The sequence below is a fragment of the Glycomyces endophyticus genome (assembly GCF_039531525.1).
Classification (GTDB): domain Bacteria; phylum Actinomycetota; class Actinomycetes; order Mycobacteriales; family Micromonosporaceae; genus Glycomyces; species Glycomyces endophyticus.
Window position 1 is genome coordinate 32322 of record NZ_BAAAQF010000017.1, and the last position, 25640, is coordinate 57961.

The 25640-nt window shown below is 71.9% G+C and carries 27 protein-coding genes; 9 read left to right on the forward strand and 18 right to left on the reverse strand.

Annotation, left to right across the window (positions count from 1 at the left end):
* Nucleotides 1-6: 6 nt before the first annotated feature.
* The gene (locus ABD419_RS18820; RefSeq protein ID WP_344489470.1) at nucleotides 7-2493 is read right to left on the reverse strand and encodes a sigma-70 family RNA polymerase sigma factor; all 2487 of its coding nucleotides are present in this window, start codon (nucleotides 2491-2493) and stop codon (nucleotides 7-9) included.
* A gap of 362 nt (nucleotides 2494-2855) precedes the next feature.
* Between ABD419_RS18820 and ABD419_RS18825 the strand changes: the two genes are divergently transcribed.
* Nucleotides 2856-3674: a hypothetical protein gene (locus ABD419_RS18825; protein WP_344489472.1), complete on the forward strand. Its 819-nt coding sequence runs from the start codon at nucleotides 2856-2858 to the stop codon at nucleotides 3672-3674.
* Nucleotides 3675-3698: 24 nt separating this feature from the next.
* Nucleotides 3699-4388 (forward strand): tRNA (guanosine(46)-N7)-methyltransferase TrmB, encoded by a 690-nt coding sequence (gene trmB, locus ABD419_RS18830; protein WP_344489474.1) that lies wholly within the window; start codon nucleotides 3699-3701, stop codon nucleotides 4386-4388.
* Between the two features lie 72 nt (nucleotides 4389-4460).
* Here the strand turns inward: trmB and ABD419_RS18835 are convergent, their stop codons facing one another.
* The 7 genes from ABD419_RS18835 to ABD419_RS18865 all read right to left on the reverse strand — a co-directional run bounded on the left by ABD419_RS18835 (nucleotide 4461) and on the right by ABD419_RS18865 (nucleotide 10553).
* Nucleotides 4461-4877 (reverse strand): PIN domain nuclease, encoded by a 417-nt coding sequence (locus tag ABD419_RS18835; protein ID WP_344489477.1) that lies wholly within the window; start codon nucleotides 4875-4877, stop codon nucleotides 4461-4463.
* Entirely contained in the window at nucleotides 4874-5089 is a 216-nt protein-coding gene (locus tag ABD419_RS18840) for a type II toxin-antitoxin system VapB family antitoxin (protein ID WP_344489480.1), read from the reverse strand. Before ABD419_RS18840 ends, ABD419_RS18835 begins: the two co-directional genes overlap by 4 nt.
* Before the next feature lie 97 nt (nucleotides 5090-5186).
* Complete coding sequence (locus tag ABD419_RS18845) at nucleotides 5187-6416, reverse strand: deoxyguanosinetriphosphate triphosphohydrolase (RefSeq protein ID WP_425556130.1); 1230 nt, start codon at nucleotides 6414-6416, stop codon at nucleotides 5187-5189.
* A gap of 53 nt (nucleotides 6417-6469) precedes the next feature.
* On the reverse strand, nucleotides 6470-8308 hold the full coding sequence (locus ABD419_RS18850) for a hypothetical protein (RefSeq protein WP_344489486.1): 1839 nt from the start codon (nucleotides 8306-8308) through the stop codon (nucleotides 6470-6472).
* 69 nt (nucleotides 8309-8377) lie between these two features.
* Nucleotides 8378-9136: an MBL fold metallo-hydrolase gene (locus ABD419_RS18855; RefSeq protein WP_344489489.1), complete on the reverse strand. Its 759-nt coding sequence runs from the start codon at nucleotides 9134-9136 to the stop codon at nucleotides 8378-8380.
* A complete protein-coding gene (gene murI / locus ABD419_RS18860) occupies nucleotides 9133-9945 on the reverse strand; it encodes a glutamate racemase (protein ID WP_344489492.1) in 813 nt (270 codons plus the stop codon). The genes ABD419_RS18855 and murI overlap by 4 nt, the downstream gene beginning before the upstream one ends.
* 182 nt (nucleotides 9946-10127) lie before the next feature.
* Nucleotides 10128-10553, reverse strand: a complete 426-nt coding sequence (locus tag ABD419_RS18865) for a hypothetical protein (RefSeq protein WP_344489495.1) — start codon at nucleotides 10551-10553, stop codon at nucleotides 10128-10130.
* Nucleotides 10554-10676: 123 nt separating this feature from the next.
* Between ABD419_RS18865 and ABD419_RS18870 the strand changes: the two genes are divergently transcribed.
* Nucleotides 10677-11264: a hypothetical protein gene (locus ABD419_RS18870; RefSeq protein WP_344489497.1), complete on the forward strand. Its 588-nt coding sequence runs from the start codon at nucleotides 10677-10679 to the stop codon at nucleotides 11262-11264.
* Nucleotides 11265-11364: 100 nt separating this feature from the next.
* Here ABD419_RS18870 and ABD419_RS18875 read toward each other — a convergent pair whose 3' ends face one another.
* The 3 genes from ABD419_RS18875 to ABD419_RS18885 all read right to left on the reverse strand — a co-directional run bounded on the left by ABD419_RS18875 (nucleotide 11365) and on the right by ABD419_RS18885 (nucleotide 13202).
* A complete protein-coding gene (locus ABD419_RS18875) occupies nucleotides 11365-12315 on the reverse strand; it encodes a PLP-dependent cysteine synthase family protein (RefSeq protein WP_344489499.1) in 951 nt (316 codons plus the stop codon).
* 15 nt (nucleotides 12316-12330) lie between these two features.
* Entirely contained in the window at nucleotides 12331-12609 is a 279-nt protein-coding gene (locus tag ABD419_RS18880; RefSeq protein ID WP_344489501.1) for a MoaD family protein, read from the reverse strand.
* A gap of 110 nt (nucleotides 12610-12719) precedes the next feature.
* Nucleotides 12720-13202 carry a M67 family metallopeptidase gene (locus ABD419_RS18885; RefSeq protein ID WP_344489503.1) on the reverse strand — a complete coding sequence of 161 codons (483 nt, stop codon included), beginning with the start codon at nucleotides 13200-13202 and terminating at the stop codon, nucleotides 12720-12722.
* A 157-nt stretch (nucleotides 13203-13359) separates the two neighbouring features.
* Between ABD419_RS18885 and ABD419_RS18890 the strand changes: the two genes are divergently transcribed.
* From ABD419_RS18890 to ABD419_RS18910, 5 genes are all read left to right on the forward strand, one after another.
* Nucleotides 13360-14655, forward strand: a complete 1296-nt coding sequence (locus ABD419_RS18890) for a nicotinate phosphoribosyltransferase (RefSeq protein WP_344489506.1) — start codon at nucleotides 13360-13362, stop codon at nucleotides 14653-14655.
* Between the two features lie 152 nt (nucleotides 14656-14807).
* Complete coding sequence (locus ABD419_RS18895) at nucleotides 14808-15581, forward strand: sporulation protein (RefSeq protein ID WP_344489509.1); 774 nt, start codon at nucleotides 14808-14810, stop codon at nucleotides 15579-15581.
* Nucleotides 15582-15742: 161 nt separating this feature from the next.
* Nucleotides 15743-16261, forward strand: a complete 519-nt coding sequence (locus ABD419_RS18900; RefSeq protein ID WP_344489512.1) for an EXLDI protein — start codon at nucleotides 15743-15745, stop codon at nucleotides 16259-16261.
* Nucleotides 16262-16546: 285 nt separating this feature from the next.
* Nucleotides 16547-17485, forward strand: a complete 939-nt coding sequence (locus ABD419_RS18905) for an ATP-binding cassette domain-containing protein (protein ID WP_344489515.1) — start codon at nucleotides 16547-16549, stop codon at nucleotides 17483-17485.
* A 37-nt stretch (nucleotides 17486-17522) separates the two neighbouring features.
* Complete coding sequence (locus ABD419_RS18910; RefSeq protein ID WP_344489518.1) at nucleotides 17523-18308, forward strand: ABC transporter permease; 786 nt, start codon at nucleotides 17523-17525, stop codon at nucleotides 18306-18308.
* 66 nt (nucleotides 18309-18374) lie between these two features.
* Here ABD419_RS18910 and ABD419_RS18915 read toward each other — a convergent pair whose 3' ends face one another.
* The 6 genes from ABD419_RS18915 to ABD419_RS18940 form a co-directional block, all read right to left on the reverse strand.
* Nucleotides 18375-19514: a hypothetical protein gene (locus tag ABD419_RS18915; protein WP_344489521.1), complete on the reverse strand. Its 1140-nt coding sequence runs from the start codon at nucleotides 19512-19514 to the stop codon at nucleotides 18375-18377.
* Nucleotides 19515-19606: 92 nt separating this feature from the next.
* Nucleotides 19607-20227: a helix-turn-helix transcriptional regulator gene (locus tag ABD419_RS18920; RefSeq protein WP_344489524.1), complete on the reverse strand. Its 621-nt coding sequence runs from the start codon at nucleotides 20225-20227 to the stop codon at nucleotides 19607-19609.
* 391 nt (nucleotides 20228-20618) lie between these two features.
* Nucleotides 20619-21206: a DUF1707 SHOCT-like domain-containing protein gene (locus ABD419_RS18925; protein ID WP_344489527.1), complete on the reverse strand. Its 588-nt coding sequence runs from the start codon at nucleotides 21204-21206 to the stop codon at nucleotides 20619-20621.
* Between the two features lie 86 nt (nucleotides 21207-21292).
* The gene (locus tag ABD419_RS18930; protein WP_344489530.1) at nucleotides 21293-21745 is read right to left on the reverse strand and encodes a VOC family protein; all 453 of its coding nucleotides are present in this window, start codon (nucleotides 21743-21745) and stop codon (nucleotides 21293-21295) included.
* Between the two features lie 59 nt (nucleotides 21746-21804).
* Nucleotides 21805-22947 carry a hypothetical protein gene (locus tag ABD419_RS18935; protein WP_344489531.1) on the reverse strand — a complete coding sequence of 381 codons (1143 nt, stop codon included), beginning with the start codon at nucleotides 22945-22947 and terminating at the stop codon, nucleotides 21805-21807.
* Between the two features lie 96 nt (nucleotides 22948-23043).
* On the reverse strand, nucleotides 23044-23904 hold the full coding sequence (locus ABD419_RS18940) for an NAD-dependent epimerase/dehydratase family protein (RefSeq protein ID WP_344489535.1): 861 nt from the start codon (nucleotides 23902-23904) through the stop codon (nucleotides 23044-23046).
* Nucleotides 23905-24010: 106 nt separating this feature from the next.
* Here ABD419_RS18940 and ABD419_RS18945 point away from each other — a divergent pair, with 106 nt between their 5' ends.
* Complete coding sequence (locus ABD419_RS18945) at nucleotides 24011-24835, forward strand: MBL fold metallo-hydrolase (RefSeq protein WP_344489538.1); 825 nt, start codon at nucleotides 24011-24013, stop codon at nucleotides 24833-24835.
* A 76-nt stretch (nucleotides 24836-24911) separates the two neighbouring features.
* Here the strand turns inward: ABD419_RS18945 and ABD419_RS18950 are convergent, their stop codons facing one another.
* Nucleotides 24912-25580 (reverse strand): nucleoside/nucleotide kinase family protein, encoded by a 669-nt coding sequence (locus tag ABD419_RS18950; RefSeq protein ID WP_344489541.1) that lies wholly within the window; start codon nucleotides 25578-25580, stop codon nucleotides 24912-24914.
* Between the last annotated feature and the right edge of the window lie 60 nt (nucleotides 25581-25640).

Sequence of the window (25640 nt, forward strand, 5' to 3'; positions counted from 1 at the left end):
GTGGCGCTAGCCGGCGGCGGGCTGCGCGACGGCGACGACGCCGACGATGAACGGGTCGTCGCCGCGCTCGAAGCGGATGACGGCCTCCTCGCCGGTGTAGGCGGCGTGGACGCGCACGTCGACGCCGAACGCGTACCAGTCCGGGTTGTCGACCGCGCCGTTCGCGCGGCAGGTCGCGGGCTCGCCGAGGTGCTCGCCGCCCGCGGTGAGGGCGTCGCCGCGCCGGTACGCGGAGCCGCCCCACAGGGTCGCGGCGAGGTCGACCTCGCCGCCGCCCTCGATCTCGATCTCGGTGTCCGCGGCGGCCGCGCCGTCGTAGACCGCGACCTCGCGCGCGTCGGCGCCCGGCTCGGCGTAGACGACGGTGAGCGACCAGCCGGCCCAGTGCGGTTCGAGGCAGTGCGCGCCCGAGTGGACCGGCCAGGCGCTGCACGCGGAGGTCGGCAGCCGGTGGTTGTCGGTCGCGACCCAGTACTCGCCGCCGCCGGAGACGAGGCCGGTGACGTCGGCGTACGCCTGCACCCCGGGACTGGCGTCGGTGGTCGAGTCGGCCGACAGGGCGGTCCAGGAGCCGCCGGGGCCGTGGAGCGCGACCTCGGTGGGCAGGTCCTCGTGGACGCCGGCCCAGTACAGCCCCGCCCACGCCACCGTCGCGCCGCCGGGTACGTCGAGGACCGCGCCGGAGGCGGCCTCGCCCTCGCGGCCGGCGGGCGCGGCGCCGGGCTTGTAGGCCTTCATGGGCCAGCGGTCGCCCGCGCCCAGGAGCGCGGCCTCGCGGCAACCGGGGATCGAGCAGGTCATCCAGGTGTTGCCCGCGGCGGTGACGCCGGTGGCGTCGAGGCTCGCGTACCCGACGGTGCTGCCGGCCGGGGCGATCGGCACCTGGAGCGCGGTGGTGCCGGAGATCCCCGGGCCCTCCACGGTGACCTCGAAGGTCTGGTAGCCGCTGACGTCCTCGCCGATCCTGATGCGCACGTTGGCCTCGGCGGGGCTGGGCATCTGCGCGATCGAGCACTGCACGGTGCCGCCCTCGACGCAGGTCCAGCCGGGTTCGGCCGTCTCGGAGGCGAGGGAGACGCCCTCGGGGAAGACGATGTCGAGCGTGACGCGGTCGGTCGCGGCGGCCTGGCCGTGGCCCGCCGCGCCGGACTCGGCGGGGCGCGCGGTCCGGGGCGCATACGCGCCGCCGGAGCCCTCGGGCGCCTCGAGGCGGATCGGGAGGACCGCCTCGCCGCCCGCGACGAGGCCGCTCGTGCCGAGGCCGTGCGCGATGCCGTACGAGGCGGGCTCGGCGCCGGGCGCGGGCTCCTCGGCCGGGTCCTCGGGGTCCGGTTCGGGCGCCGGGTCGGCCGGGTCCTCGGGCGCGGGGTCCTCGGGGTCGGGCGTGGGGTCCTCCGGGTCGGGTTCGGGGCCGGGCCCGGCGGGCTCGGTGGCGGCCGGCGGGTCGGGCGCGGCCTGCGGCTCCGCTTCCTCCTCGCCGGAGGTGAGCGCGAAGACCGCGACGGCGGCGACGACCGCGACCGCGGTGCCGGTCGCGAGGGAGCCCTTGGTGCCGAGCTGCTGCACGATCCGCCGGATCCAGTTCGCGACCGCCACGAACGGCGCGCCCACGAACGCGAGGAACCCGCCGACGGCCAGGCCGGCCGCGGAGACCGCGCCCGCGGCGAGGTACGGGGAGGCGGCCCCGCCGAGGAAGACCCCGGCGACGACGACGCGCAGGCCCGAGTTCAACTCGGTGAGCTCGGCGAACAGCAGGTTGCAGGTGACGCAGGAGTCCAGGTGGTCGTCGACCTTGTGGACCTCGCGCTCGCCGAGCTTGCCGCGCACGCGCGCGCCGAGCCGGTCGACGGTCCAGCGGCACTCCTCGCGGGGCGAGTCGGCGGCGTGCTCGGTGAGGTAGTTCTGGCGGAGCTTCTCGCGGGCGCGGTAGGCGAGCGCGGAGACCCCGTTCGGGGTCATGCCGAGCATGATGGCGATCTTGGCCGGGGAGTCCTCCTCGACCTCTGTGTGCCACAACACCATCCGCCAGCGCTCGGGGAGCTTCCCGAAGGCGAGCGCGGCGTAGCGGCGCTCCTGGCCCTCGACGGCGGGGTCGACGAAGACCTCGCCGGGGTCGTGGGCCGAGAGGTCGTCGGTGAACTCGACCTTCTTGTCGCGGCGGACGCGGTCGTAGAAGGTGTTGCGGAGGGTCTGGAGCATGTAGGGCCGGAAGGCCAGGTCGGGGCCGCCGCCCTCGCGGAAGGTGTGGAGGAGCTTGGCGAAGGTCTCGGAGACGAGGTCGTCGGCGCCGGCCGGGTCGCGGGAGAGGATGCGCGAGAGGCGGCGGGCGGCGTGGACGTGGCGCTCGTAGAGGACGGCGTACGCGGTGGTGTCGCCTTGGCGGGTGGCGGCGATGAGCTCGGGGTCGGAGCGGGTCGCGGGGACGCCGTCGGGGTCAGGCGCGGCGTCGGGTCCTGGGCCGCGGGGATCGCCGGCGGGGACGGTCTCGGGCATCGTGCGCCGGTGCTCCTTCCTGGTTGCGCCGAGCTCGTACGATCGGGGGGCTCGGAGGCGTCGCTCGCGCGAACGGGTCGGTCGACTGGATTGGAGGAGTTCTCGCTGTCTCCCTTGACTTAACGATCGAGTCGGCCTCCGGTTGCGCCCGCTGCTTCGAAATGGGCGGCGCAGCGAACGGGACATTCCTCGGAGTTTAGGGCAAAAACCCGTCAAAACCGTGAACCGTGATTCGATTGTGACCATGTGTGATGGTATTGGGACTTCCCGCCCGGTTCCAGCAGTCTGTCGGAAATACGTCAGCGGGATGCGTACCGTGGGGGAACGTGAACTGTGACGTGAACAACGCAAGGAGGTGAGCGATGCCCGCATCGGTGCTGCTGGCCCTGCTGGTAGGCACGGCCCTGCTGGCCCTGACCCCGGCCCTGGTCCGCCGGTACGACCCCGACGAGCGGATGATCGAGGACCGCTCGACCTCCGACGCGCGCGTGCTCACCCGCGACGCCCGGCGGCCCTCGCGTCCCGCCTCGCACCGCACCGTCCCGCTTGGTCCCGCCGACGGCGCTGCAGACCAGGGCGAAACGGACGCATCGCTCGACGACATGCTTGCCTCCCAAGGATCTCGGCGCGTTCCGAACGCGCGCGGGTGGGAGCGGCGCGGCACGCGCCGAGGCGACTCGGTACGGTTGGAGACCGACCAGTCGTTGACCGGCGAGGACCCCGAGATGCACGAGCAGGCCAGGCTCCGGCAGATGCGCGCCGAGTGGTGGCGGCGGCGCCACCGCCGCATCCTCTACGTGCTCATCGCACTGACCATGCTCGAACTCGTCGGCGTCGCCGTCGCGGGCCCCGGCTTCTGGATCGGCGCCGGCGTCGCCGCGCTGGCCCTGGGCGGGTACGTGTGGTTCCTGCGCGACCGCGCCAAGCGGATGCGCCCGGTGCGGCGCCCCAGGGCGATGCTCACCGCCGAGCCCGAGCACGAGGAGGTCGGCCCGCCGACCTACGTGCCCGAGCAGCCCGACGGGGACTACGTCGAGGAGGACACCCGCGAGTCGTTCCTATTCGCCGACGACGATGACGACCCGCCGCCGCCCCAGCAGCGCCCCGACCCGCGGCGCCCCGAGGGCTCCGGCGGCGTGCGCGGGCGCTCCTACGAGGCCCCGGCCAAGCTCGAACGCTGACCGGGCCCCTACACTTGCCCGGTTATGCCTGATGAGGAACCGCAGCACCGCCACATCCTGACGTTCAACTTCCGCCAGGGACGCAACAAGCCCCGCCACGACGAGGCGTTCGCGCGCCTGTGGCCGCGCTACGGCCTCGAATGGGCGCCGGGCGAGGGCCGCCTCGACCTGCCGAAGCTGTTCGGCCGCACCGCGCCCGTGATCCTGGAGATCGGCTCCGGCAACGGCGAGGCCGCCGCCGCCATGGGCGACGCCGACCGCGCCCGCGACCTCCTCGCCGTCGAGGTCTACCCGCAGGGCATCGCCGACCTCATGGACCGCGCCGACGAGCGCGGCCTCGACAACCTGCGGATCTACCAGGGCGACGCCCTGCCGCTGCTGTGGGAGGGGCTCGCGCCCGAGTCGCTCGACGAGGTCCGGGTGTACTTCCCCGACCCGTGGCCCAAGAAGCGCCACCACAAGCGCCGCATCATCCAGGCCGAGCACGTCGCGACCCTCGCCGGGCTGCTGCGCTCCGGCGGGATCTTCCACTGCGCCACCGACATCGCGGACTACGCCGAGCAGATGCTCGAGGTCCTCACCGCCGAGCCGGCGCTGGAGAACACCGCCGACGGCTTCGCCCCGCGGCCCGACCGCCGCCCCGTCACCAAGTTCGAGCGCCGCGGCGTCAAGGCCGGCCGCGACATCTTCGACCTGGAGTTCCGCAAGCGCTGAGTCCCGGACGCGGCGAAGCGGCGCGAACTCGTCGCGCCGCTGCTTCGGGTCAAGGGTCCGGGGAGATGAAGGTCAGCTGCTCACGCCCATCCATTCGAGGGCTTGGCCGGTGACGGCTGCTACGCACTTGAAATCGTTGTCGCGGTGGATCAACGTCAGATCGTGCAGTTCCGCCGTGGCCGCGATCAGCAGGTCTGCGGCACCTGCGCTTCGATGCTCCCCGCGTTTGGTGAGTTCGTTCTGCACTTCTGCCGCGCGACGGAACATCCGTTCATCGGTCGGCACCCAGCCGAACATGTTCTCCATGATCGACAGGATCGACCTCCTGTCGTCGAGGGAGCGAGCACCAAACAGGTACTCCAGTTCGACCGTGTCGCAGTATGCGATGAGCCCGGCCTCCGCCGCCCGGTCCCATCCGTACGACTCGCCGCCGCCGCGGAGGATCTTGGAAAGTGCACTGGTGTCGATGAGGTAGCGCGCTGGAGTCATCGCCGATAGTTCTTCTTGTCTTCGAAGAGCTCGGAATCGATGGCCCCGTCTTCCACCAGGGTGCGGAGGCGCGCCAGCGCCATCGCCCGGCGGCGGGTCTCCAGGACTTCTTTGAGCGCGGAGTTGACGGTGTCCTTCTTGGTCCGGGTGCCGAGGGCCTTGCTGACCTCGGCCACCAGGTCGTCGTCGAGATCGATCATGGTGCGCGTCATGACGGCACCTCCTTTGGTGTAAGCCATGCCATGGAAGGTGCCTACGAGGATATCGGAATCCGGGGACGACACGCAGGTCTGAACAATTTTTCTCAGATCACGCCGTGGTCAGGCGGCGGTGCCAGGACTCGGCGGAGGCGTCGGTCAGGGAGGCGACCTGGTCGACCACGGCGCGCAGGCGCGCGGCGTCGTCGCCGGCGCGGTCGTAGGCCTCGGCGAACATCGGGTCGAGTGCGCCCGCGCCGCGGTCGCACAGGATCGCGACGAGGTCGTGGAGGATCTCGCGCTGGCGCGTGTACCAGGAGGCCGAGGTGCGCGGCCCCATGACGTACCGCCAGGCGATGCCCTTGAGGAGGGCGCACTTGACGCGCTCCTCCCGGGGGACCACGAGGTCGGCGTCGTAGCGGCGCAGCTGGCCGTCGCCGAACTGCTCGCGGGTGGCCTTCGCGGCGGCCTTCACGAAGCGGCCCACCGTGTTCGAGGTGAAGTTCTTGAGGGCGGCCTGGGCGCGGAAGGAGCCGTCGTAGTCGTGGAGGGCGGCGAGCGCGGGGTCGCGCAGGAGGTCCTTGAGGGCCTCGCCGAGGACGGCGGGCGACTCGTCGGTGTAGCGGCCGGCGGCGGCCTCGCAGACGGCGGCCTGCTCGCCGGCGTCGTCGAGGAGCTTCGCGAGGTTGATGTACTCGCCGTAGATGCCGTCCTCGACGTCGTGCACGGAGTAGGCGACGTCGTCTGACCAGTCCATGACCTGCGACTCGAGGCATTTCGCGCCGGCGGGGGCGCCGCCGCGGAACCATTCGAAGACCGCCCGGTCGTCCTCGTAGAAGCCGAACTTGCGGACGCCTTCGGCGGCGGGCCAGGGGTACTTGCACATCGCGTCGAGGGAGGCGCGGGTGAGGTTGAGGCCCACGGACTCGCCGTGCTCGTCGAGGGTCTTCGCCTCGAGGCGGGAGACGACGCGGAGGGTCTGGGCGTTGCCCTCGTAGCCGCCGCAGGGGCCGGACACCTCGTGGAGGGCGTCCTCGCCGTTGTGGCCGAAGGGCGGGTGGCCGAGGTCGTGGGCGAGGCCGGCGACGTCGGCGACGTCGGGGTCGCAGCCGAGCGCGGAGCCGAGCTCGCGGGAGATCTGGGCGACCTCGAGGGAGTGGGTGAGGCGGGTCCGCAGGAAGTCGTCGGTGCCGGCGGTGTGGACCTGGGTCTTGTCGGCGAGGCGGCGGAAGCCCGCGGAGTGGAGGATGCGGGCGCGGTCGCGCTGGGAGGGGCTGCGCGTCGACCCGGGTTCGGCGACGAGCCGCTCCGCGGAGGGCCAGCGCTTGGCCAGCGGGTGCAGTGCGGGATCGGTCACGCGTCGAGCCTAGCGCGACCGGTCCCGCACCTCGCGTCTCAATCGGTCAGGTACAGGCGCAGGACGCCGGTGCCGTCGCCCCCGTCGGAGCCGTGGGCCCACGCGAAGGCCGAGAGCGCCTGGGCGCCTTCGAAGTCCTCCGGGTAGGTCTCGACGGCGGCGGCGAGGTCGACCCAGACCGCGACGGCGGCCTGGTCGGGCGCGGCGGCGGCGAAGTCGCTGAAGCGGGCGTCCTCGGAGAGGGTCCCGGACGCGGTCTCGCTGCCGGTGTAGGAAATCTCGGCGCCTTCGGCGGTGACGCCCTCGGGGAGGGAGCCGCCCTCCTCGGCGACGAGTTCCTCGACGAGCGCCTGGAGGTCGGCGGCGCGGTCCTCGGCGAGGCGGGCCGACAGGAGCATGGACTCGGGGTTCACGCCCTCGTCGGCGTCGAAGTCGCCCGCGACGCTGAGGCTGGCCCCGGCGAGGAGGTCGGTGAACTCGGTGACCATGGCCTCGATCTCCTCTTGGGTGGGGCCGTAGTCGTAGTCGTCGACCCACGGGTCGTCGACGGTGCCGGCCGCCCAGTAGCGCGAGTCGAGTTCGAGGTAGCGGGCCTCGTCCTCGGGGGTGAGGGTGTCCGCGTAGTAGCCGGTCTGGAGTTCGAGGTACTCGGCGTACTCCTCGGCGGTCAGCGGGTCCCCGGCGGGCTCGGCCGGCTCGGCGTAGTCGTCGGCGCCGTAGAAGTCCTCGTAGGCGCCGAGGGCCTCCTCGGCGAGCTCGCCGATGTTCTCGGGGATGTAGGCGGTGGCGGCGACGTCGGCGGCGGGCAGGTCGCCCATGCCGGCGAGGAGGTCCTCGGAGCCGGTCCAGGGGTCGTCCTCGTCGCCGAAGAGGCGGTAGGTGAGCTCGAAGCCCTCGTCGAAGGCGGAGAAGCCGGCGATGAGCTGCCCGGAGTAGAACTGCGAGAACAGCTCGGCGTCCTCGCCGGTGAGTTCGGCGAGTTCGGCGACGGCGTCCATGTCGACCCAGTAGACGGCGAGCTGGTCGCCGTCGAGCCAGGAGCGGGCCTCGTCGTAGCCGGCGGACGCGGAGAGCGGGTCGGCGCCGGCCTCGCTCTCGGCGGCGTCGAGCGCGGCGGCCGCGCCCGTCTCGCCGACGACCATGAGGACGTGGTCGTCCTCGACGGTGTAGGCCATCTGGTCCTCGTCGGCGCCGGCGGCGGCGCGGATCTTCGCGAGGCCGTCCTCGGCCGCGCCCGCGTCGGTGCTGGCGAGGCTCACGACCGCGTACGGCTGCCCGTCGTGGTCCCACATGGCGAGGCCGTGGCGGTTGCCGAGCCAGGAGGAGAGGTCCTCCTCGGCGTCGACGCCTTCGAGGCCGGACTCCTCGAGGAGGTCGGCCAGGAGGTCGTCGGTGGAGTCGTAGTCGAGGTCCTCGAACTTGGAGAGGTGCTCGAGGAGCTTGGGCGTCTGGTCGAACGACGGGTCGAGGTTGAACTCGAGGTACATGCTCGCGGACGCGGGGAAGCTCTCGGCCGGGTCGGGGCCGCCCTTGAGGACGAACTTGAAGAGCACGACCGCGCCGACGGCGGCGACGAGCACCACGGAGAGGATGGTGGCGACGGCGATCTTGGCGCCGCGGCCGCCGCGGGGCGGGGGCGGCGGGCCCGGGACGTACGCGCCCGGCGGGAGGTACGGCGGCTGGCCGCCGGCGCCCTGCGGGGGCAGCGGCGCGCCGGGCTCGACGTACGGGACCGGCTGCTGCGGCTGGTGGTAGTCGCCCGGAGGCGGCTGGTAGGCGCCCTGGGGCGGCGGGTAAGCGCCCGGAGGCGGCTGCTGCGCGTACTGCGGGCCGCTGGGCGGCCCGGGGTACTGCTGGGGGCTGGCGTCGCTCGACATCCTTCGACGCTACGGCGCGCGTGCAACGGCCGTATCCCGGGAACGTGCCAAACGGGCTTCGACGGCCCGTCAGAACTCGAAGACCTGCCCGGGGCGGACGACGTCGACGGGGCCGGTGTACGCGGCCTTCGCCTCGGCGAGTGTGGACTCGCGGGAGTTCCACGGCTCGACCAGGTGGGTGAGCAGGAGGCGGCCGGCGCCGGTCTTGGTGGCGTACTCCCCCGCCTCCTTGCCGGTGAGGTGCACGTCCTTCGGATTGTCGCGGCCTTCGATGTAGGAGGCCTCGGCGAGGAACACGTCGCAGTGGGCGGCGAGCGACTCCAGGGCCTGGCAGGGGCCGGAGTCCGACGTGTACGCCAGGGACGAGCCGGCGTGCTCGACGCGGACGCCGTAGGTCTCCACCGGGTGCGCGACCCGGTCGACGGTGACGGTGAGCGGGCCGAGGTCGAAGCTGCCGGTGCGCAGCTCGCGGAAGTCGTAGACGTCGCGCAGCGACGGATGGCACAGCTCGCCCTGGCCGCCGTAGGCGGCGACGATGCGGTCCCCGACCCCGGTGGGGCCGTAGAGGGGGACCGGGTGCTGCGGGGCCTCGGGCGCGTACCGGCGCATGACGGCGTAGCCGCAGGCGTCGAAGAAGTGGTCCGCGTGGAGGTGCGTGACGATGACCGCGTCGAGCTCGTGCGGGTCGACGTGCTTCTGGAGCTCGCCGAGCGAGCCGGTGCCGAAGTCGATCAGCAGCCGGAAGCCCCCCGCCTCGACCAGGTAGGACGAGCAGGGCGTGTCGGGCGCGGGGAACGAGCCCGCGCATCCGATGACCGTCAGTTTCATGGCAGATCCACCTTGTCCAGTACGGCTGCGGCCGCGCTCGGGAACAGGTTCCCCAGGAACCTCCGGGAGGTCCTGGTGAACGCGTCCGGGTCCCCCGTGGCGAGGAAGCGGTGCGCGGGCGGGTCGGTCCTGGCGGTCAGCATGTCGCGCTCGGTGAGCACGCGGTAGAGTTCGCGGGCGCACTCGCTTCCGGAGTTCACCAGTGTCACGTCCTCTCCCATCACCAGTCCGATGAGTCCCGATAGCAGCGGATAGTGGGTGCAGCCCAACACGACTGTGTCGACGTCGGACTGCTGTAGCGGCTCAAGGTACCCCTGGGCGAGGCCTAGGAGCTGTCGGCCGGTTGTCACACCGCGTTCCACGAAATCCACGAACGCCGGGCAGGCGACCGCGGTCACCTGGACGTCCGGGACGGCGTTGAAGGCGTCCAGGTACGCGCCCGAGGAGATCGTGGAGACCGTCCCGATCACGCCGACCCGGCCGGTGCGCGTCGTGGCGACGGCGCGGCGGACGGCGGGCCGGATCACCTCTACGACAGGGATGTCGTAGCGGTCGCGGATGTCGGCCAGGCTCGCCGCCGAGGCCGAGTTGCAGGCGATCACGAGCGCCTTGACCTCCTGTTGGACCAGGTGGTCGCAGACGTCGAGCGACAGCTTGCGGACCTCGGCGATGGACCTGGGACCGTACGGGACGTGGGCGGTGTCGCCGACGTAGACGAGTCGCTCGGCCGGCAGCAGTTCGCTGATCGCCCGCGCGACGGTCAAACCTCCGACACCGGAGTCGAAGATCCCGATGGGCGCGTCGTTCATGGGCTCCGAGAGTACGTCCAAACCGGTGCTCAGCGCCCCTGGTAAGCACGGGAATGTCGCCAAAATGACAACGTGGCGATCACCACACCGACAGTGCGCGACGGGCGTCCGTGTCGGTGCGGGCGGGCAGGATCGGCGGTGGTCCCACCCTGGGCGGGAGGTCCGCCCGCCGCCGCGCGGGCTCAGGCCAGGCGCAGCATCGCGAACGCGGCCAGGAGCGTCACCGTCGAGGCGGCCATGAACATCCAGGGCACGCCCTTGAAGCGCACGGTCGCGAACGCCATCATCGCCAGGAGCATCCCGACGACGCCGACGGAGATGAACGCGGGCGTGAACCACGCCTCGCCCTCGCCGAAGATCTTGAACAGGCCCACGATGGACGAGGCGACGCCCGCGAGGACGAGCACGAGCGCCCAGGCCGCGACGCCCGCGAGGCGGCGCAGGCGGATCGCCGGCTTCTCCGGCAGGCGCGGGCCCGTGATCGCGGCGCCCTCGACCTTGAGCGACAGCCCCTTGGCGGACGTCGACTCCGGTTGCGGCGCAGCACCTTGGCGCGGGAGCCTGGTGGCCTTGCCGATGGTGGACGCGCGCTGGTCGCCGGTGGTCATCAGCTCAGGCTAGCAACCCACTGAGGACTTCTCGGGAGTGCACCCCGCGGCGGTCACTGGTGCGGAAGTGGGACGTGAGCCGTGAGCGGTCGAGTACGCACCGGACTCGATTAGGCTGCGGCGATGCCGATCACCTTTGACGCCACCGGACTCCAGCAGATCGGGCCCATGGCGTGGGCCAACCCCGGGAGCGACGACAAGATCGAGGTCAAGGTCGTCGAGGGCCAGGCCTTCGAGCCGTCCTGGATGCACGACCTCGGAGCGCTGCGGCGCGGGTTCGCGGGCATGTACGGCGAGGCCGGGTGCCTGGTCGAGTTGGAGCGCTACGACGTCGCCGGCGTGCCGGTGATCTACCAGGTCGTCAAGGTCCCGCACCCGGCCCTGCCCGCCGGGCAGGTCTTCATGGCGATCTACACGGTCCCCAAGACCCCCGTGTACGCGCAGCTGATCTACGCCGCCGCCGAGTCGGGCATGACCGGCCTGCGCGAGGCGACCCTCATGGCGCAGCTCGGGATGCCGACCGACTGGGCCATGCCGCACCCGTTCGACCCGCAGCTGCGCTCGCGCCTGCCGTTCCACCGCGGCGACGACCCGGCCTTCGACCGCCAGTTCCCCGACCACCCGCTGTCCCGCGCCCGCGCCTGGGCCGGCCACATCGGCCGCACCATGCGCATCGACCCGGCCTTCGCCGCCCAGGCGAACCTCGGCTGACCCCGCCGCCGCACCCGGCCCCGCGACGCGTGTAGCGACAAGGCCGGGCCCGCGCACAGCGCGGGCCCGGCCCCGAGTATCGCTCCGGCTAGGACAGGCCCTAGGCCCAGACCTGGCCGTCGAGGGCGTCCACCGCGTCGTCGAGGACGTCGGAGTAGGCGCCGGTCGACAGGTACTTCCAGCCGCCGTCGGCGACCAGCAGCGCGATGTCGGCGCTGCGCCCGGCCTTCACGGCCTCCTTCGCCAGCGCGAGGCCCGCGTGCAGGACCGCGCCCGTGGACAGGCCCACGAACAGGCCCTCCTCGGAGAGCACCTCGCGGGTGCGGCGCAGCGCGTCCTCGGTGCCCACCGAGAGGCGCCGGTCGAGGACCTTCTCGTCGTACAGCTCGGGCACGAAGCCCTCGTCGAGGTTCCGCAGCCCGTAGACGAGCTCGCCGTAGCGGGGCTCGGCCGCGACGATCTGGACGCCCGGCGCGTGCTCGCGCAGGTAGCGTCCGACGCCCATGAGGGTCGCGGTGGTGCCGAGGCCGGCCACGAAGTGCGTGAGCTCGGGCAGGTCGCGCAGGAGCTCGGGTCCGGTGCCCTCGTAGTGCGCGGCGGCGTTGGCCGGGTTCGCGTACTGGTTGAGCATCACCCAGTCGGGCCGCTCGGCGGCCATGGCGCGGGCCTTGGCGACGGCGGCGTTCGAGCCGCCGGCGGCCGGGGAGAACACGATCTCCGCGCCGAACGCCGCGAGCAGCTGGCGCCGCTCCACGGACGTGTTCTCCGGCATGACCGCGACGAGCTTGTAGCCCTTGCGGCGGGCGATCATCGCCACGGCGATGCCGGTGTTGCCGGAGGTCGGCTCCAGGATGGTCGCGCCCGGGTGCAGGAGGCCGTCGGCCTCCGCGGCCGCGATCATCCTGGCGGCGACGCGGTCCTTGACCGAGCCGGTCGGGTTCGCGCCCTCCAGCTTGGCCCACAGCCGCACCTCGGGCGAGGGCGACAGCCGCGGCAGCCCGACCAGGGGCGTGTCGCCCACGGTCGCGGTGATGTCGTCGTAGCGCGCCACGGCGGTCCCTCCGTCTTACATGCCGCCCGCGACCGCGGGCAGGATGGTCACGGAGTCGCCGTCGGCGAGCTTGGCCTCGAGGCCGCCGATGAAGCGGACGTCCTCGTCGTTGATGTAGATGTTGACGAAGCGGTGCAGGGCCCCCTCCTCGGTCACCACGCGGGCGCGCAGGCCGGTGTACCGGGAGTCGAGGTCGGTGAAGAGCGCGTCGACGGTCTCGCCCTCGCCCGTCACGACCTTCTCGTTCTTGGTGTGCGGGCGCAGGATGGTGGGGATGCGGACTTCGATGGACATGCGGGTTTCCTTTGCTGTTCGAGCGGGCGCGGGGCCGCTCTGTGTGTCTGGCGCGGTGTCTTGAGAGCACCGGGCGCTGCGTGGACCGGTGCCGCCCGGGGGGCGGGGGCTCAGTGACAGTCGTAGACCGTGGAGTCGGGCGTGTGCGCGAACTTGTAGCTCTGGACGGCCTCGGGCGCACCGGTGACCTCGATGGGCTCCTCGGTGATGACGCCCTCGGCGATGCGGAAGGACCGGACCTCGGCGGTCTCGGGGTCCTTCGTGGTCACGAGCACGTAGTGGGCGCCGGGCAGGCCCAGCTGGGAGGCGATGCCGGCGTCGGAGCGCGACGGGTAGGCCTCGGTGTGGGTGTGGGAGTGGTAGGCCACGACGACTTCCTCGTCGTTGTCCCACATGCGGTCGTACTCGCGCTTCCACTCCTCCGAGTCGAACTCGTAGAAGGTGGTGGAGCGGGCAGCGTTCGTCATCGGGATGTGCCTCTGAGGCGCTCCCGTGCCCTCGGGGCCGGCGATGAGGCCGCACGCCTCGTCGGGATGGTCCGCGCGGGCGTGCGCGACCATCGCTTCGACCAGCTCATGCGCGATCCGCAACACGTCAGCAAGCGTACACGCGGCGACATCGGCGCTCCAGCCCTCGCTCAGAGCGTGAGACGAAGCTCGCGACCTGGGGCGGGAGGGAATAATCGGGGGTCCGCGAGCGGCGCTCGCGCACGGGGCCCGGGGCCGGTGCGGGTGCATTACGCTCACCCCTATGTCCGTCACGCTCCCGCGCACGCCCCTGTACACCGACCACTACGAGTACACGATGCTGGAGGCCGCCCTCCGGGACGGCACGGCCGAGCTCCCGTGCGTGTTCGAGGTGTTCGGGCGCCGCCTGCCCACCGGCCGCCGCTACGGCGTGGTCGCCGGGATCGGCCGCCTCTCGGAGGCCATCGAGCGCTTCCGCTTCGAGGACGACGACCTGGAGGACCTGACCTCCCGCGGGGTGGTGAAGGAGTCGACGGCCGAGTGGCTGTCGGGCTACCGCTTCAAGGGCGACATCGACGTGTACCCCGAGGGCGAGCTGTACTTCCCGGGGTCGCCGATCGTCACGGTGACGGGGACGTTCGCCGAGTGCGTGCTGCTGGAGACGCTGACGCTGTCGATCCTCAACCACGACAGCGCGATCGCGAGCGCGGCCGCGCGCATGGTGACGGCCGCGCGGGGGCGCCCGATCCTGGAGATGGGGTCGCGGCGCACGCACGAGGCGGCGGCGATCGCGGCGTCGCGGGCGGCGTACCTGGCCGGGTTCGCGGCGACGTCGAACCTGGAGGCGGGGCGCCGGTACGGGGTGCCGACCTCGGGCACCAGCGCGCACGCGTTCACGCTGCTGCACGAGTCGGAGACGGCGGCGTTCCAGGCGCAGATCGACGCGTTCGGCACGGACACGACGCTGCTGGTGGACACGTACGACATCACGCAGGGCATCCGGAACGCGGTCGAGGTGGCGGGGCCGCGGCTGCGGTCGATCCGCATCGACTCGGGCGACCTGGACGTGATGGCGACGATGGCGCGGGAGCTGCTCGACGAGCTGGGCGCGAAGGATACGAAGATCGTGGTCTCGGGCGACCTGGACGAGTACTCGATCGCGGCGCTGGCGGCGGCGCCGGTGGACATCTACGGCGCGGGCACGGCGGTCGTGGTGGGGTCGGGCGCGCCGACGGCGCAGCTGGTCTACAAGCTGGTCGAGGTGGAGGGCCGGGCGGTCGCGAAGCGCTCGGAGCACAAGGGCACCAACGGGGGCCGCAAGATCGCGGTGCGCCGGCACAAGCCGACGGGCACCGCGGTGGAGGAAGTGGTGGTGTCGCAGGGCGAGCCGGACTCGCTGCCGGGCGACAAGCTGCTGCAGACGCCGCTGTTCCGCGGCGGGGAGCTGGCGGCGCAGCCGACGCTGGAGCAGTCGCGGGAGCTGCTGCGGCAGCGGTTGATCTCGATCCCCTGGGAGGGACTGAAACTGTCGCCGGGCGACCCGGCGATCCCGGTGACGCAGCAGCGCGGGGGCGAATAGTTCCTTTTGCGGCCCAGCGGGTCGCGGGAGTCGCGTGACCGTCGCACCGCGCCTGTCACACCGTGGCCTGCGCTTCCGGGATACGATGCGGTTGCCCCCTGTCCGTGTTCCCCCCGCGACGTTCCCGCGATCCTCCGAAAGGAACCGCCCCAATGGTCTTCAGCAAGCTCAAAGCCATTCTCGGTAGTGGCATCCAAGTCGACACGCTCCTGCACGAGAAGCACGTCGTCCCCGGCGGGACCCTCAAGGGCGAGGTGCGGATCTCCGGCGCCGAGGTGGACGCCTCCGTCGAGAGCGTCGAGATCGAGTTCACCGCCCTGGTCGAGGACGACAGCAAGGGCGAGGACGCGGCCGGCGCGGTCCACGACTACTTCAAGGCGGAGGTCTCGGGCAAGTTCGACCTCGCCAAGGGCACGGCCCACCCGATCCCGTTCGAGGTCCAGGTGCCCTGGGAGACCCCGTTCAACAACGTCGAGGTGCGCCCGCTCGTCGGCGGCATGAAGCTCGGCGTCTCGACGCACCTGAACCTGGACCAGGCCCTGGACAAGGGCGACCTGGACTGGCTGACGGTTGAGGCGCTGCCGGTCCACAAGGCGGTGTGGGACGCGCTGGAGTCGCTGGGCTTCGCGTTCCAGGAGACCGACCTGGAGCTCGGGACGATCCAGGGGGCGACGGTGCCGTTCTACCAGGAGGTCGAGTTCTGGGCGACCGAGGGCGAGTTCCACGACCGCATCCGCGAGCTGGAGGTCGTGTTCGTCGTCGGCGAGGCGAACACGGACGTGGTGTTCGCGGCGGACAACTCCGCGGAGCTCCTGGCCCCGGACCTGAACTCGACGGTCCGGTTCTCGATCCCGACCGCGACGGCCGACGCGGTGGAGACCGTGAAGGCGCAGCTGACGCAGCTGGCGGCCCAGAAGGGCGTGTAGCCGGGTCCACGACGTCCGAAGGGCGGTCCCGCGAGTCGTCGCGGGGCCGCCCTTCGCCGTGCCCCGGGGAAATCCGGGACCCGGACTTGCACAGTTCTACGTATACGTATAGTCTATGCGTATACCGAGGACGCCCCCTGGAAGGAGGTTAAGATGCCGCTATGCCCAACAAGACGATCTACGTCTCCGACAGCGACCTGCCGATCTACAACCGGGCGCAGGAGCTCGCCGGAGGCAACCTCTCCAAGGCCATCTCGACCGCGCTGCGGCGCTACGTCGACGCCGAGGAGGGGCGCCTGGAGGGCTTCGAGGAGATCACCGTCCGCGTCGGGCCCGGGACCGGGAGGAACCGGCAGCGCCAGCGCTTCACCGGGGTCAAGATCGGCGAGTGGGTCAGCTCGAACAACCGGACCGCCGAGATCCTCCGCGTCTACCGCTCGAAGTCCGGCAGGTTCGTGCTCCACACCGAGAAGAGCCCGGACTACACGCACCTGACCGACGAGACCGGGTGGCGCAAGCTCCTCGGACTCGGTGAGCAGACCTACGCCATGAACACCGGCGAGTCGACCCTCGTCGTGGTCGACACGCTCCAGGAGCTCAAGGCGAAGATCCCGGCCGAGCTGTACGAGATGGTCGCGGCCAGCGCCGAGGCGCCGCCCGTCCAGGACCTCGACATCTAACCGCCGCAAGGCCTCCCGGCCCTCGAGGCCGATCCGCCACCGCGATCCGCAGGGGCGGAGCCCTGCCCTCTGAACGTCCACTTTAGACATGCGATCGCGGATCGGAACCGTGATGGACCTCGGGATGCTCCTCGCCCTCTACCCGCCGCCGCGCCCCCTGACACCGGGGGCCGCGGCCCGTCAGGCCCGTGTCAGCACCGTGTCAGCGGACGCGGCCACAGTACTCACATGCCCGGCGCGGGACACCGAACCGGAACCGGAAGCCCACCCTCGAAAGAAGGAACCATGACCACCAAGACCCTGGCCGTCGAGGCCCGGAACCTCACCAAGTCGTACGGCAAGACCGAGGTCCTCAAGGGCATCGACATCGAGGTCCCCGAAGGCACCGTCTTCTCCCTCCTCGGCCCCAACGGCGCCGGCAAGACCACCACCGTGAACATCCTGTCGACCCTCCTCCCCGCCTCCGGCGGCGACGGGTTCGTCGGCGGCCGCAGCGTGGTCCGCGAGGCCGACGAGGTCCGCGGGATCATCGGGGTCACCGGCCAGTTCGCCGCCGTCGACGGCCTGCTCAACGGCCGCGAGAACCTCCAGCTCATGGGGCGCCTCAACCACCTGGGCAAGCAGGAGACCAAGCGCCGCACCGAGGACCTCCTCGAGCGCTTCGACCTCGTCGAGGCCTCCAAGCGCCCCCTGTCGACCTACTCCGGCGGCATGAAGCGCCGCCTCGACATCGCGATGTGCCTCATGGGCGACCCGCGGATCATCTTCCTCGACGAGCCCACCACCGGCCTCGACCCGCGCAGCCGCCGCACCATGTGGGCGATCATCCGCGACCTCGTCAAGGGCGGCACCACGATCTTCCTCACCACCCAGTACCTCGAGGAGGCCGACGAGCTCGCCGACCGCATCGCGGTCCTCGACGGCGGCCGGATCGTCGCCGAGGGCACGCCCGAGCAGCTCAAGCGGCTCGTCCCCGGCGGCCACGTCTCGCTGCGGCTCCACCGCGCCGACCAGGTCGAGCTCGCCGCCCGCGTCCTCGACGCCGGCTCGTTCGACGCCGACCAGCTCACCGTGCAGGTCCCCTCCGACGCGTCGGTCGACTCCCTGCGCAAGATCCTCGACACGCTCGACCGCGAGCGGATCGAGGTGGACGAGTTCACCGTCCACACCCCCGACCTCGACGACGTCTTCCTGTCCCTCACGGGCCAGGGCAAGAACGAGTAATCCCACCCCTCCGCGACCCGAAGAAAGCAGAAATCCGATGAGCACGCTCGCCTACACCCTCTCCGACACCAGCACGATGCTGCGCCGCCAGCTCAAGCACATGCTCCGCTACCCGTCCCTGACCATCATGCTCGTGGGCATGCCCGTGGTCCTGCTGCTCCTGTTCGTCTACGTCTTCGGCGGGACCCTGGGCAACGGCCTCGGCGGCGTGACCGGCGGCCGCGAGGCCTACCTGTTCTACGTGACGCCCGGCATCCTGATCTCCTCGATCGCCGCCGTCGTCCAGGGCACCGCGATCGGGGTCGCCATGGACATGACCGAGGGCATCATCGACCGGTTCCGCACCATGAAGATCGCCCGGGTCTCCGTCCTCACCGGACACGTCCTCGGCTCCATGATCCAAGTCTTCCTCTGCACCGCCGCCGTCCTCGGCGTCGCCGTCGCCATCGGCTACCGCCCCGAGGCCTCCGGCCTCGACTGGCTCGCCCTGGCCGGCGTCATCGCCCTGATCGGCTTCGGCCTCATCTGGCTCACCGTCGCCCTCGGCATCTCCGCCGACTCCGTCGAGACCGCCTCGAACACGCCGATGTTCCTGATCCTCCTGCCGTTCCTCGGCTCCGGCTTCGTCCCCACCGACTCGATGCCCACCGCGGTCCGCTACTTCGCCGAGTACCAGCCCTTCACCCCGTTCATCGAGGTGACCCGCAGCCTCCTGTCCGGCACCGCGGTCGAGACCAAGGAACTGGTCCTCACCGTCGCGTGGTCGCTGGCCCTGGCCCTCCTCGGCTACCTGCTCGCCAAGAAGAAGTTCAACAAGCGCTAAGCGCCGCAAGCGAAACCAAGGAAACACACCCGGAGGCGGGCCGCTGACGCGGCCCGCCCCTTCGCGTCACAGCGAGCGCGGACGCGGGAACCGCGCGCAGTCCGGGTCCCGCGCCGACCAGCTCGGGAACTCGTCCAGCCACCGCTCGGCCTTGAACTTCAGGTACGGCCACGCCATCGGCTCCAGGTCCGTCGCCGACGCGGTCCAGCGCAGGAACGGGATGAACAGGTCCCGCACCGCCTCCACGACCGGGTCCCCCGGCTCGTACTTCGCCGGCAGCCACCGCTCCAGGAACACGTACGCGCGCGTCGGACTCACCTTCGGGCCGTTGATCCCGTGGAACCAGCACAGCTCCCGGATCGCCTCGACATGCCTGGCCTCCAGCAGGATCCGGCCCAGCAGGTGGTTGAGGAAGCCCGACGCGAACAGCGACAGCTCGTCGTCGGACGGCTGCCGGACCTCCGCCGGCTCGGCCCGCGGGAACCGCCGCAGCCGCGCCCGCCACAGCTCCCGCAGCATCAGGAACCGCGGCGCCAGCCGCCGCGCGTCGCCCTCCACGCAGAAGATGTCCCAGTCCTCCAGCGACCGCCGCGTCCCCGCGGACACCTCCGCCGGATCGGCCTCCACCGGCACGAACAGCCGGTCCAGGCTCTTCGCGTTCCGGACCCGGTGCAGCTCCAGCAGCCGGTCGAGGTCCCCCGTCGCGTCGCAGTCCACGACCATGTCGAAGTGGTACTCCGAGTAGTCGACCGTGTAGGACAGGGCCTGGTCCCCGCTGGGCGCGTGGAAGGAGCAGAAGAAGGTGAGCTGGTCGCCGTACACGTCGCCGGCCTTCCAGCACTCCCCCAGCGTCATCTCCTCCCCGTACCACGACGGCGGCGGCACCCCCAGCCTCCCAAGGCGCTCAAGGGCCTTCGCCGCCGCACGGCGGCCCCCCGGCGCGTCCGCCAGCTCCGTCATCGCCGCGAGCATCGCGGCCGAGAACGGCTCCGGCCGGCTCAGGTGGTACTGCACGAAGACCGTCTCCAGCTCCGCCAGCGAGACCCCCTGCACCTCGGGCATCGTCGCCCGCGTCCACATGTTCCCCAGGAACCCCGAGCAGGAGGTCTCCACCGCGAGGCGGTGCTCCGGATCGGGCTTCTCGTCGTCCGGGTAGCCGCCGAGGACCCGCAGCCACTTCTCGCGGTGCTCCTCAGTGAGCGCCATCGGCATCGCCTCGTTTCAACCGGAGGTCCGAAGCTGCCGAGTATCCCAGCGGGAACGATCCGTAGTCAACCGCCAACGGAGCGCCTCCCGCCTCACGCGACCAGCCCGGAGCGGAACGCCCGGGCGACCGCCTGCGCGCGGTCCCGCGCGCCCAGCTTGTTGTACATGCGCTTCGCATGGGTCTTGACGGTGTCCTCCGAGACGTGCAGGCGCTGACCGATCTCCGCGTTCGTCAACCCCTCGCACATGGCCCACAGGACCTCCAGCTCCCGGTTGCTCAGCAGCGAGCCGTTGCGGCCCGGCCGCTGGCGCGGCAGCGCCTCCGCGGCCTCCGCCGCCGCGCGGCAGGCGAACTGGAACGCCTGCGTGAACGCGACGAGCAGCGCGTCGCCGCCGGACGCGGGCGCGCGCAGGACCCCGCGCGCGCCGGCCGCGACGACCATCGCCGCGATCCGCGGCTCGGCGTCGCCGCACATGAACAGCGCGGTCTGCGGGAACCGCGAGCGCAGGTTCTGCGCGAAGACGACCGGGTTCGGCGCCGCGAGCTTGAAATCGATGACGGCGGTCTGGACCAGCCGCTGGCGCAGCTCGACCAGCAGGGCCGCGGCGCAGTCGACGGTCCGGATCGCCAGCGACTGGCCCATGCGGGACGCGCTGGCGGATATCGCCCTGGCCGCTTGCACGGTCTGGACGCACACAACCATGGTGGTCATGGTGTTCTCGCTTTCGATGGTGCATCGCACCGCCGGTGGGGGCGGCGCGACCGGTGGGAATCGGGTGGGATCGCAGGTGGGCAGATGTGAGGGGGGTGTTGGATTAACGAGGCTCAGGCGTGCGAGTTACGCCGTTAGGGGGACATCGCGTGGCGAATAGTGAACAACCTGCTACCGGACCGGGTGACACGGCAAGGGCGGCACCGCTTCCCGGGTGACACTCCGGTGGCGTGGGGCGGGGCGCCGGAGCGATCCGCGGGGCGGGACGAGAGACAGCGGGGTGGCGGCGGGGCGGAACGAGCGACGGCGGCGGGGTCGCCGCGGGAACGAAGCGAGGGGCCGGCCGATCCGTGCGGATCGGCCGGCCCCTCGAAGCTTCAGGGCGTCGGGTTCAGAAGCGCCACCACAGGAACCGGCGCTCGTAGCGGACGGTGAGCCTGCCGTAGCGGCTGGTGCCGGTGAGGTGGAACCGCGGGCCGTCGGTCGCCTTCGAGCACTTGTTGACGACCGCGCCGCCGTGCAGGTCGACGCCGTCGTCGACCGCGGAGGCGTGCCGCGGCAGGACCAGCGTCATCTGCGAGTGGGTGAGGTCGACCGCGACCTCGATATCGGCGGCGGCGAACTCGGCCTCGCGGCAGTCGAGCTTGACGCCGCTGTGCACCTGCTTCGACCGGATGCGCGCCGGGACGGTCCACGCGCCTTCGCGCTTGACGCGGCTGTGGACGGGCTTGAGGACGAGGTCGGGCACGTCGACGGCCTTCCCCCGCTTGGGGATCGCCAGCGCGGCGCGGCCGTCCTCGGGGAGGTCGGCGAGGAGGCGTTCGACCTCGGCGTAGGTCTTGGCCTGGTAGACGCCGGTGGAGCGCTCGGCGAACTCGTCCAGGTCGAGGCGGCCCTCCTCGGTGGCGGCGTGCAGCCGGGCGATGAGCGCTTCCCGGTCGGCGTTGGAGAGGCGGATGTTCGGGTCTGGTGTGGGCATTGCGGTGTACCTTCTGCTCGTTTCCAGTTCGAACATACCGGGTCCAGCCGCCTCGTCGGCCGGCCTCTCCTCCCTCGTGCCGGTCGTCAGGCGTGGCAGCAGAACTCGTTGCCCTCGGGGTCGGCCATGAGGATCCACTTGGCGCCGTCCTCGTCGTACGCGCCCAGGCGGGTCGCGCCGAGGCCTTCGAGGCGGTCGGCCTCGGCCTCGTAGGAGTCGGGGCCGTAGTGGAGGTCCAGGTGGACGCGGTTCTTGACGGTCTTCGGCTCGGGCACGGTCTGGAACAGCAGGCGCATGCCCTTGCCGACGCCGGAGTGCGGGTCGAACGGGGCGTCGGGGTCGCGGACCGCCGCGGCGGTCTTCCAGCCCCTGCGCCCGTGGACCTCGGTCGTGAGGTCCTCGGTGACGACCCCCTGTTCGAGCAGGGTCGCGATGAGCCCCGAATGGTCCTCGACCTCGTACCCCATCGCCGCGGCCCAGAAGTCGGCGAGCAGGTGGGGGTCGGCGGCGTCGATGCAGATCTTGAAATTCACGGCCATGCCCCGATCGTAGGCCCGGGGGCCGACACCCGCACCGGTCTCGGCCGGAGCCGGCGGCCTCACTCGCCCTCGATGTACGCCTGGGCGTTCGCGAAGTACCCGTCGATCTCCTCCTGCCAGGCCAGGATCGCCGTCTCCTTCCCGATCAGGCGCTCGGTGTACATGAGGGCCCAGTCCTCCTCGGGGCCGTCGCGCAGGCCGGCGTCCTGGGCGCACCGCGCGAAGTCCACGGCGACGGCGGTCTCCAGGGACTGCTGGTCGTCGGCCTCGTCCCGCACGTCGTCGGGGATCTCGGGGACCAGGACCTCCTCGCCCCCCAGCTCGACCACGAAGCCCGCGTCGTAGACGCCGTTCGCGATGAAGTCGTAAGTGTTCAGCCAGCCGAGCTCGTCGAACGCGAAGCCCTCGTACCCGCCCTCGGCGAGGCAGACGAAGAAGGCCTCCTCCTGGTCGGCGTACGACGCGGACAGCTCGGTGTACAGCTCGCCGTCGCCGACCGAGGTCAGCGGGCTCTCGCCGGGGCCGGGCTTGACCCAGTAGTCGCCGTCCTCGGCCTCGAGGAGCTCCGGCCCGCCGTACACCGCGGTGATCGTCTCGAGCTCGCAGCCGCCGAACGGCGGCAGTTCGAGGCCGATCTCGTCGTAGTCCGCGCCCGACTCGACCGCCTCGCTCACCGCCTCCTGGTACTCGTGGCGCTCGTCGCCGTGGAAGGCCCGGCTCCACTCCTCCTGGTACTCGTCCGATTCGGCCTCGAACTCGGCGTGGCCCGCTTCGGCGTCCGGGTCAGTCCAGCCCTGGTCGTCGGCGGTGAACGCCAGGAGCTCGGGGTGCTCGCGCATCTCCTCCGCGGCGGGGGTGTCGAGGTAGTGGGGCCAGAGCCCGAAGCCGAACAGCTCGGCCTGCTCGACCGTGGGGATGCGGGTGTACGGGGAGGCGAAGCCCGTGAACCGGTCGGGGACGACGCTGCCGGAGAGGGTGTGCGGGTCGTTCACCGTGAAGCCGAGGTCCTGCATGCACATCGCCCCGACGCGCCGCTCGAGCAGGACCAGCTCCCAGGCGGTCTCCGAGCCGTTCATGATCGCCTGCTCGATGCGGTCGACGTCCTCCGCCGTCACCTCCTCCGGTTCCTCACCGCCGCAGGCGGTCAGGAGGAGCGGCAGGGCGAGGAGCGGGAGCAGGCGTGAAAGTGGGGTTCGGCGCATGGTCGAGCGGCCTTCCTGGTTCGGCGGTTCGGGCGGCACCTCATAGATGCGCCGAAACCGACCCGGGGTTGCACGGCGCGCCCGACCCGTTGCGGCTCAGACGTGGTCGCGCCAGGAGTGCCGCGGGTCGAAGCCGAGGACCCTGCGGGCCTTGTCGATCGAGAGGAGCGTCTCGTGGCCGGAGACGGGACGCGTGAGCTCCAGGTCCGGGTAGTGGCGGGCGACGAGGTCGGCGGTGGGCGTGGTCATCACGGTGTCGGGGGAGGCGATCACGAAGACCTCCTTGCCGGTGCCCCGGTGTTCGAGGCCGCGGCGGATCGCGAGCGCGCCGTCGCGGGCGTCGATGTAGGACCAGAGGTTCCACCGGCGCAGCTCGGGGTCGGCGTCGAACGCGGGGAACGCCGCGTAGTCCTCGGGGTACATGACGTTGGAGAAGCGCAGGCCGATCGCCTTGAGCGCGGGGTTCCAGCGGCAGAACTGGTCGACCATGGCCTCCTCCATGGTCTTCACCAGGGAGTACGTGGACTCGGGGCGGGGCGCGTACGCCTCGTCGACGGGGAGGTAGGGCGGCGGGGTCTCGAAGGGGAGGCCGAGGACGGTCTCGCTGGAGGCCCACACGAGGTTCTCGATCCCGGCGAGGCGCGCGGCCGCGAACACGTTGTAGCTGGTGAGCATGTTGTTGCGGAAGACGGCCGAGTTCGGCTGGAGGCCGGGCGCGGGGACCGCGGCGAGGTGGACGAGCGCGTCGACGCCGGCGAACCGGTCGTCGATCGCGGTCAGCGCCTCGACGGCCTGGCCGTAGTCGGTGAGGTCCACCTGCGAGAACACCACGCCGTCATGATGGTCGGGCGAGGGGCGCCGGTCGAGGTTGACGACGTCCCAGCCGTGCTCGACCAGATCCCGTACGCAGGCCCTGCCGAGCTTGCCGCTGCCTCCGGTGACCGCCACGCGCGCCATCGCGCTCCCCCTTCGTCGACGTGAACGCCCGCAGCCTACGTCCTGGAGTGCACTCCATGGCAACCCCGCAGGTCATGGGGGTGGAAATCCGTGGCAGGATCGGGCGATGACCCCTCCTTCGCTGCGCCTCGGCGCGCACACCCTGATCGCCCTCGACGACGGCGAGGGCCCGTTCTTCTCCCCCCGGGCGACGGCGTTCCCGGACGCGAGCGCGGCCCAGTGGGCCGACGCGGACGCGTTCGACCCCGGCGCGGTGGACGCCGAGGGCCGGTGGGTGCTGCGGTTCCGGGCCTTCGCGATCCGGTCGGAGCGGGGCGTGACGCTGGTGGACGCGGGGATCGGCCCGGCCGACAGCCTCGCGGCGGCGTGGGCGCCGGTGCCGGGCCGGCTGCCGGAGTCGCTGGCGGAGGCGGGCGTCGACCCCGCCGAGGTGTCCACTGTGGTCTTGACGCATCTGCACTCCGACCACGTCGGGTGGGCGGTCGTCGGCGCGGAGCGGCGGCCGTACTTCCCGAACGCCGAATACCTCCTGCAGCGCGACGAGGCCGACGCGATCGAGTCGATCAACCCGAGCCTGGAAGGGTCCCTCCTCGCGCCGCTCCGGGACGCGGGGCAGTTGCGGCTGCTCGACGGCGACACCGCGCTTTCCACGGGCGAGCGCGTCGTGGCGACCCCGGGCCACACGCCCGGCCACCAGAGCGTGCTCGTCGAGGCCGGGCGCGAGACCGCCGCCGTCACCGGCGACCTCCTGGTGCACGCGATCCAGCTGCGGAACCCGGGCCTGGCGTACGCGCACGAGATGGACCCCGGGGAGGCCCGGCGCTCGCGCGAGCGGATCCTGGGCGCCGACGGCGCGCTGCACCTCGCGACCCCGCACCTGACCGCGCCGTTCACGCGGCACGCGGGCGGCGATCCGTCCCCGATCGGGTGACACGGCGGCCCCGGGGGCCGGTTCCTGTCGGACCCCCGGCGGAGGGTTGCGCCTACGGTCCCCGGGCGGGTGGGGGTCAGGGACGGCCTGGAGCCCTGCCTATGCCGAGGGCCTCGAAGTCGACGACCAGGTCGGCGCGGTGGCGGGTCGCGCGGATGCGGTCGGCGTTGCGCTCGTCGACCTCGGCGACCCAGCTGCGGGCGTGCTCCGGGGACTTCCCGAAGCGCTCGTGGCGCGCGACGAGCCGCTCCAGGCGCAGCGGCTCGGGCGTCTCGCAGTACCAGACCTCGGTGAGGGCCGCGCGGACCGCGGGCCACGGGCCGGACTCGTCGAGCAGGTAGTTCCCCTCGGTCACCACGGTCCCGGCCTCGGGCGGGACCGCGATCGAGCCCGCCACGGGCTCCTCGACGCGGCGGTCGTACTCGGGGGCGTAGACGACCGCCTCGCGGTCGGCGGCGAGGCGGTCGAGGAGCGCCCGGTAGCCGTGGCCGTCGAACGTGTCGATCGCGCCCTTGCGGCCGCGTCGGCCCAGCCGGACCAGCTCGGCGTTCGCGAGGTGGAAGCCGTCCATCGGGACCTGCACGGCCGGGACGCCGCCCGCGGCGAGGGTGCGCGCGAGCCACGCGGCCGCGGTCGTCTTGCCCGCGCCCGGGCAGCCCGCGATGCCGATGAGCACGCGCCCGCCGCCCGCACCGAGCGCCTCGACGCGGTCGAGGAGCGCCTGGGGGTCGTCTGCGAAGTCCACGCGCCGAACCTAGCCCACCCGCGCCGCCCGCGGCCAGCGCGGCCGCCGGGCCCGCCCGGC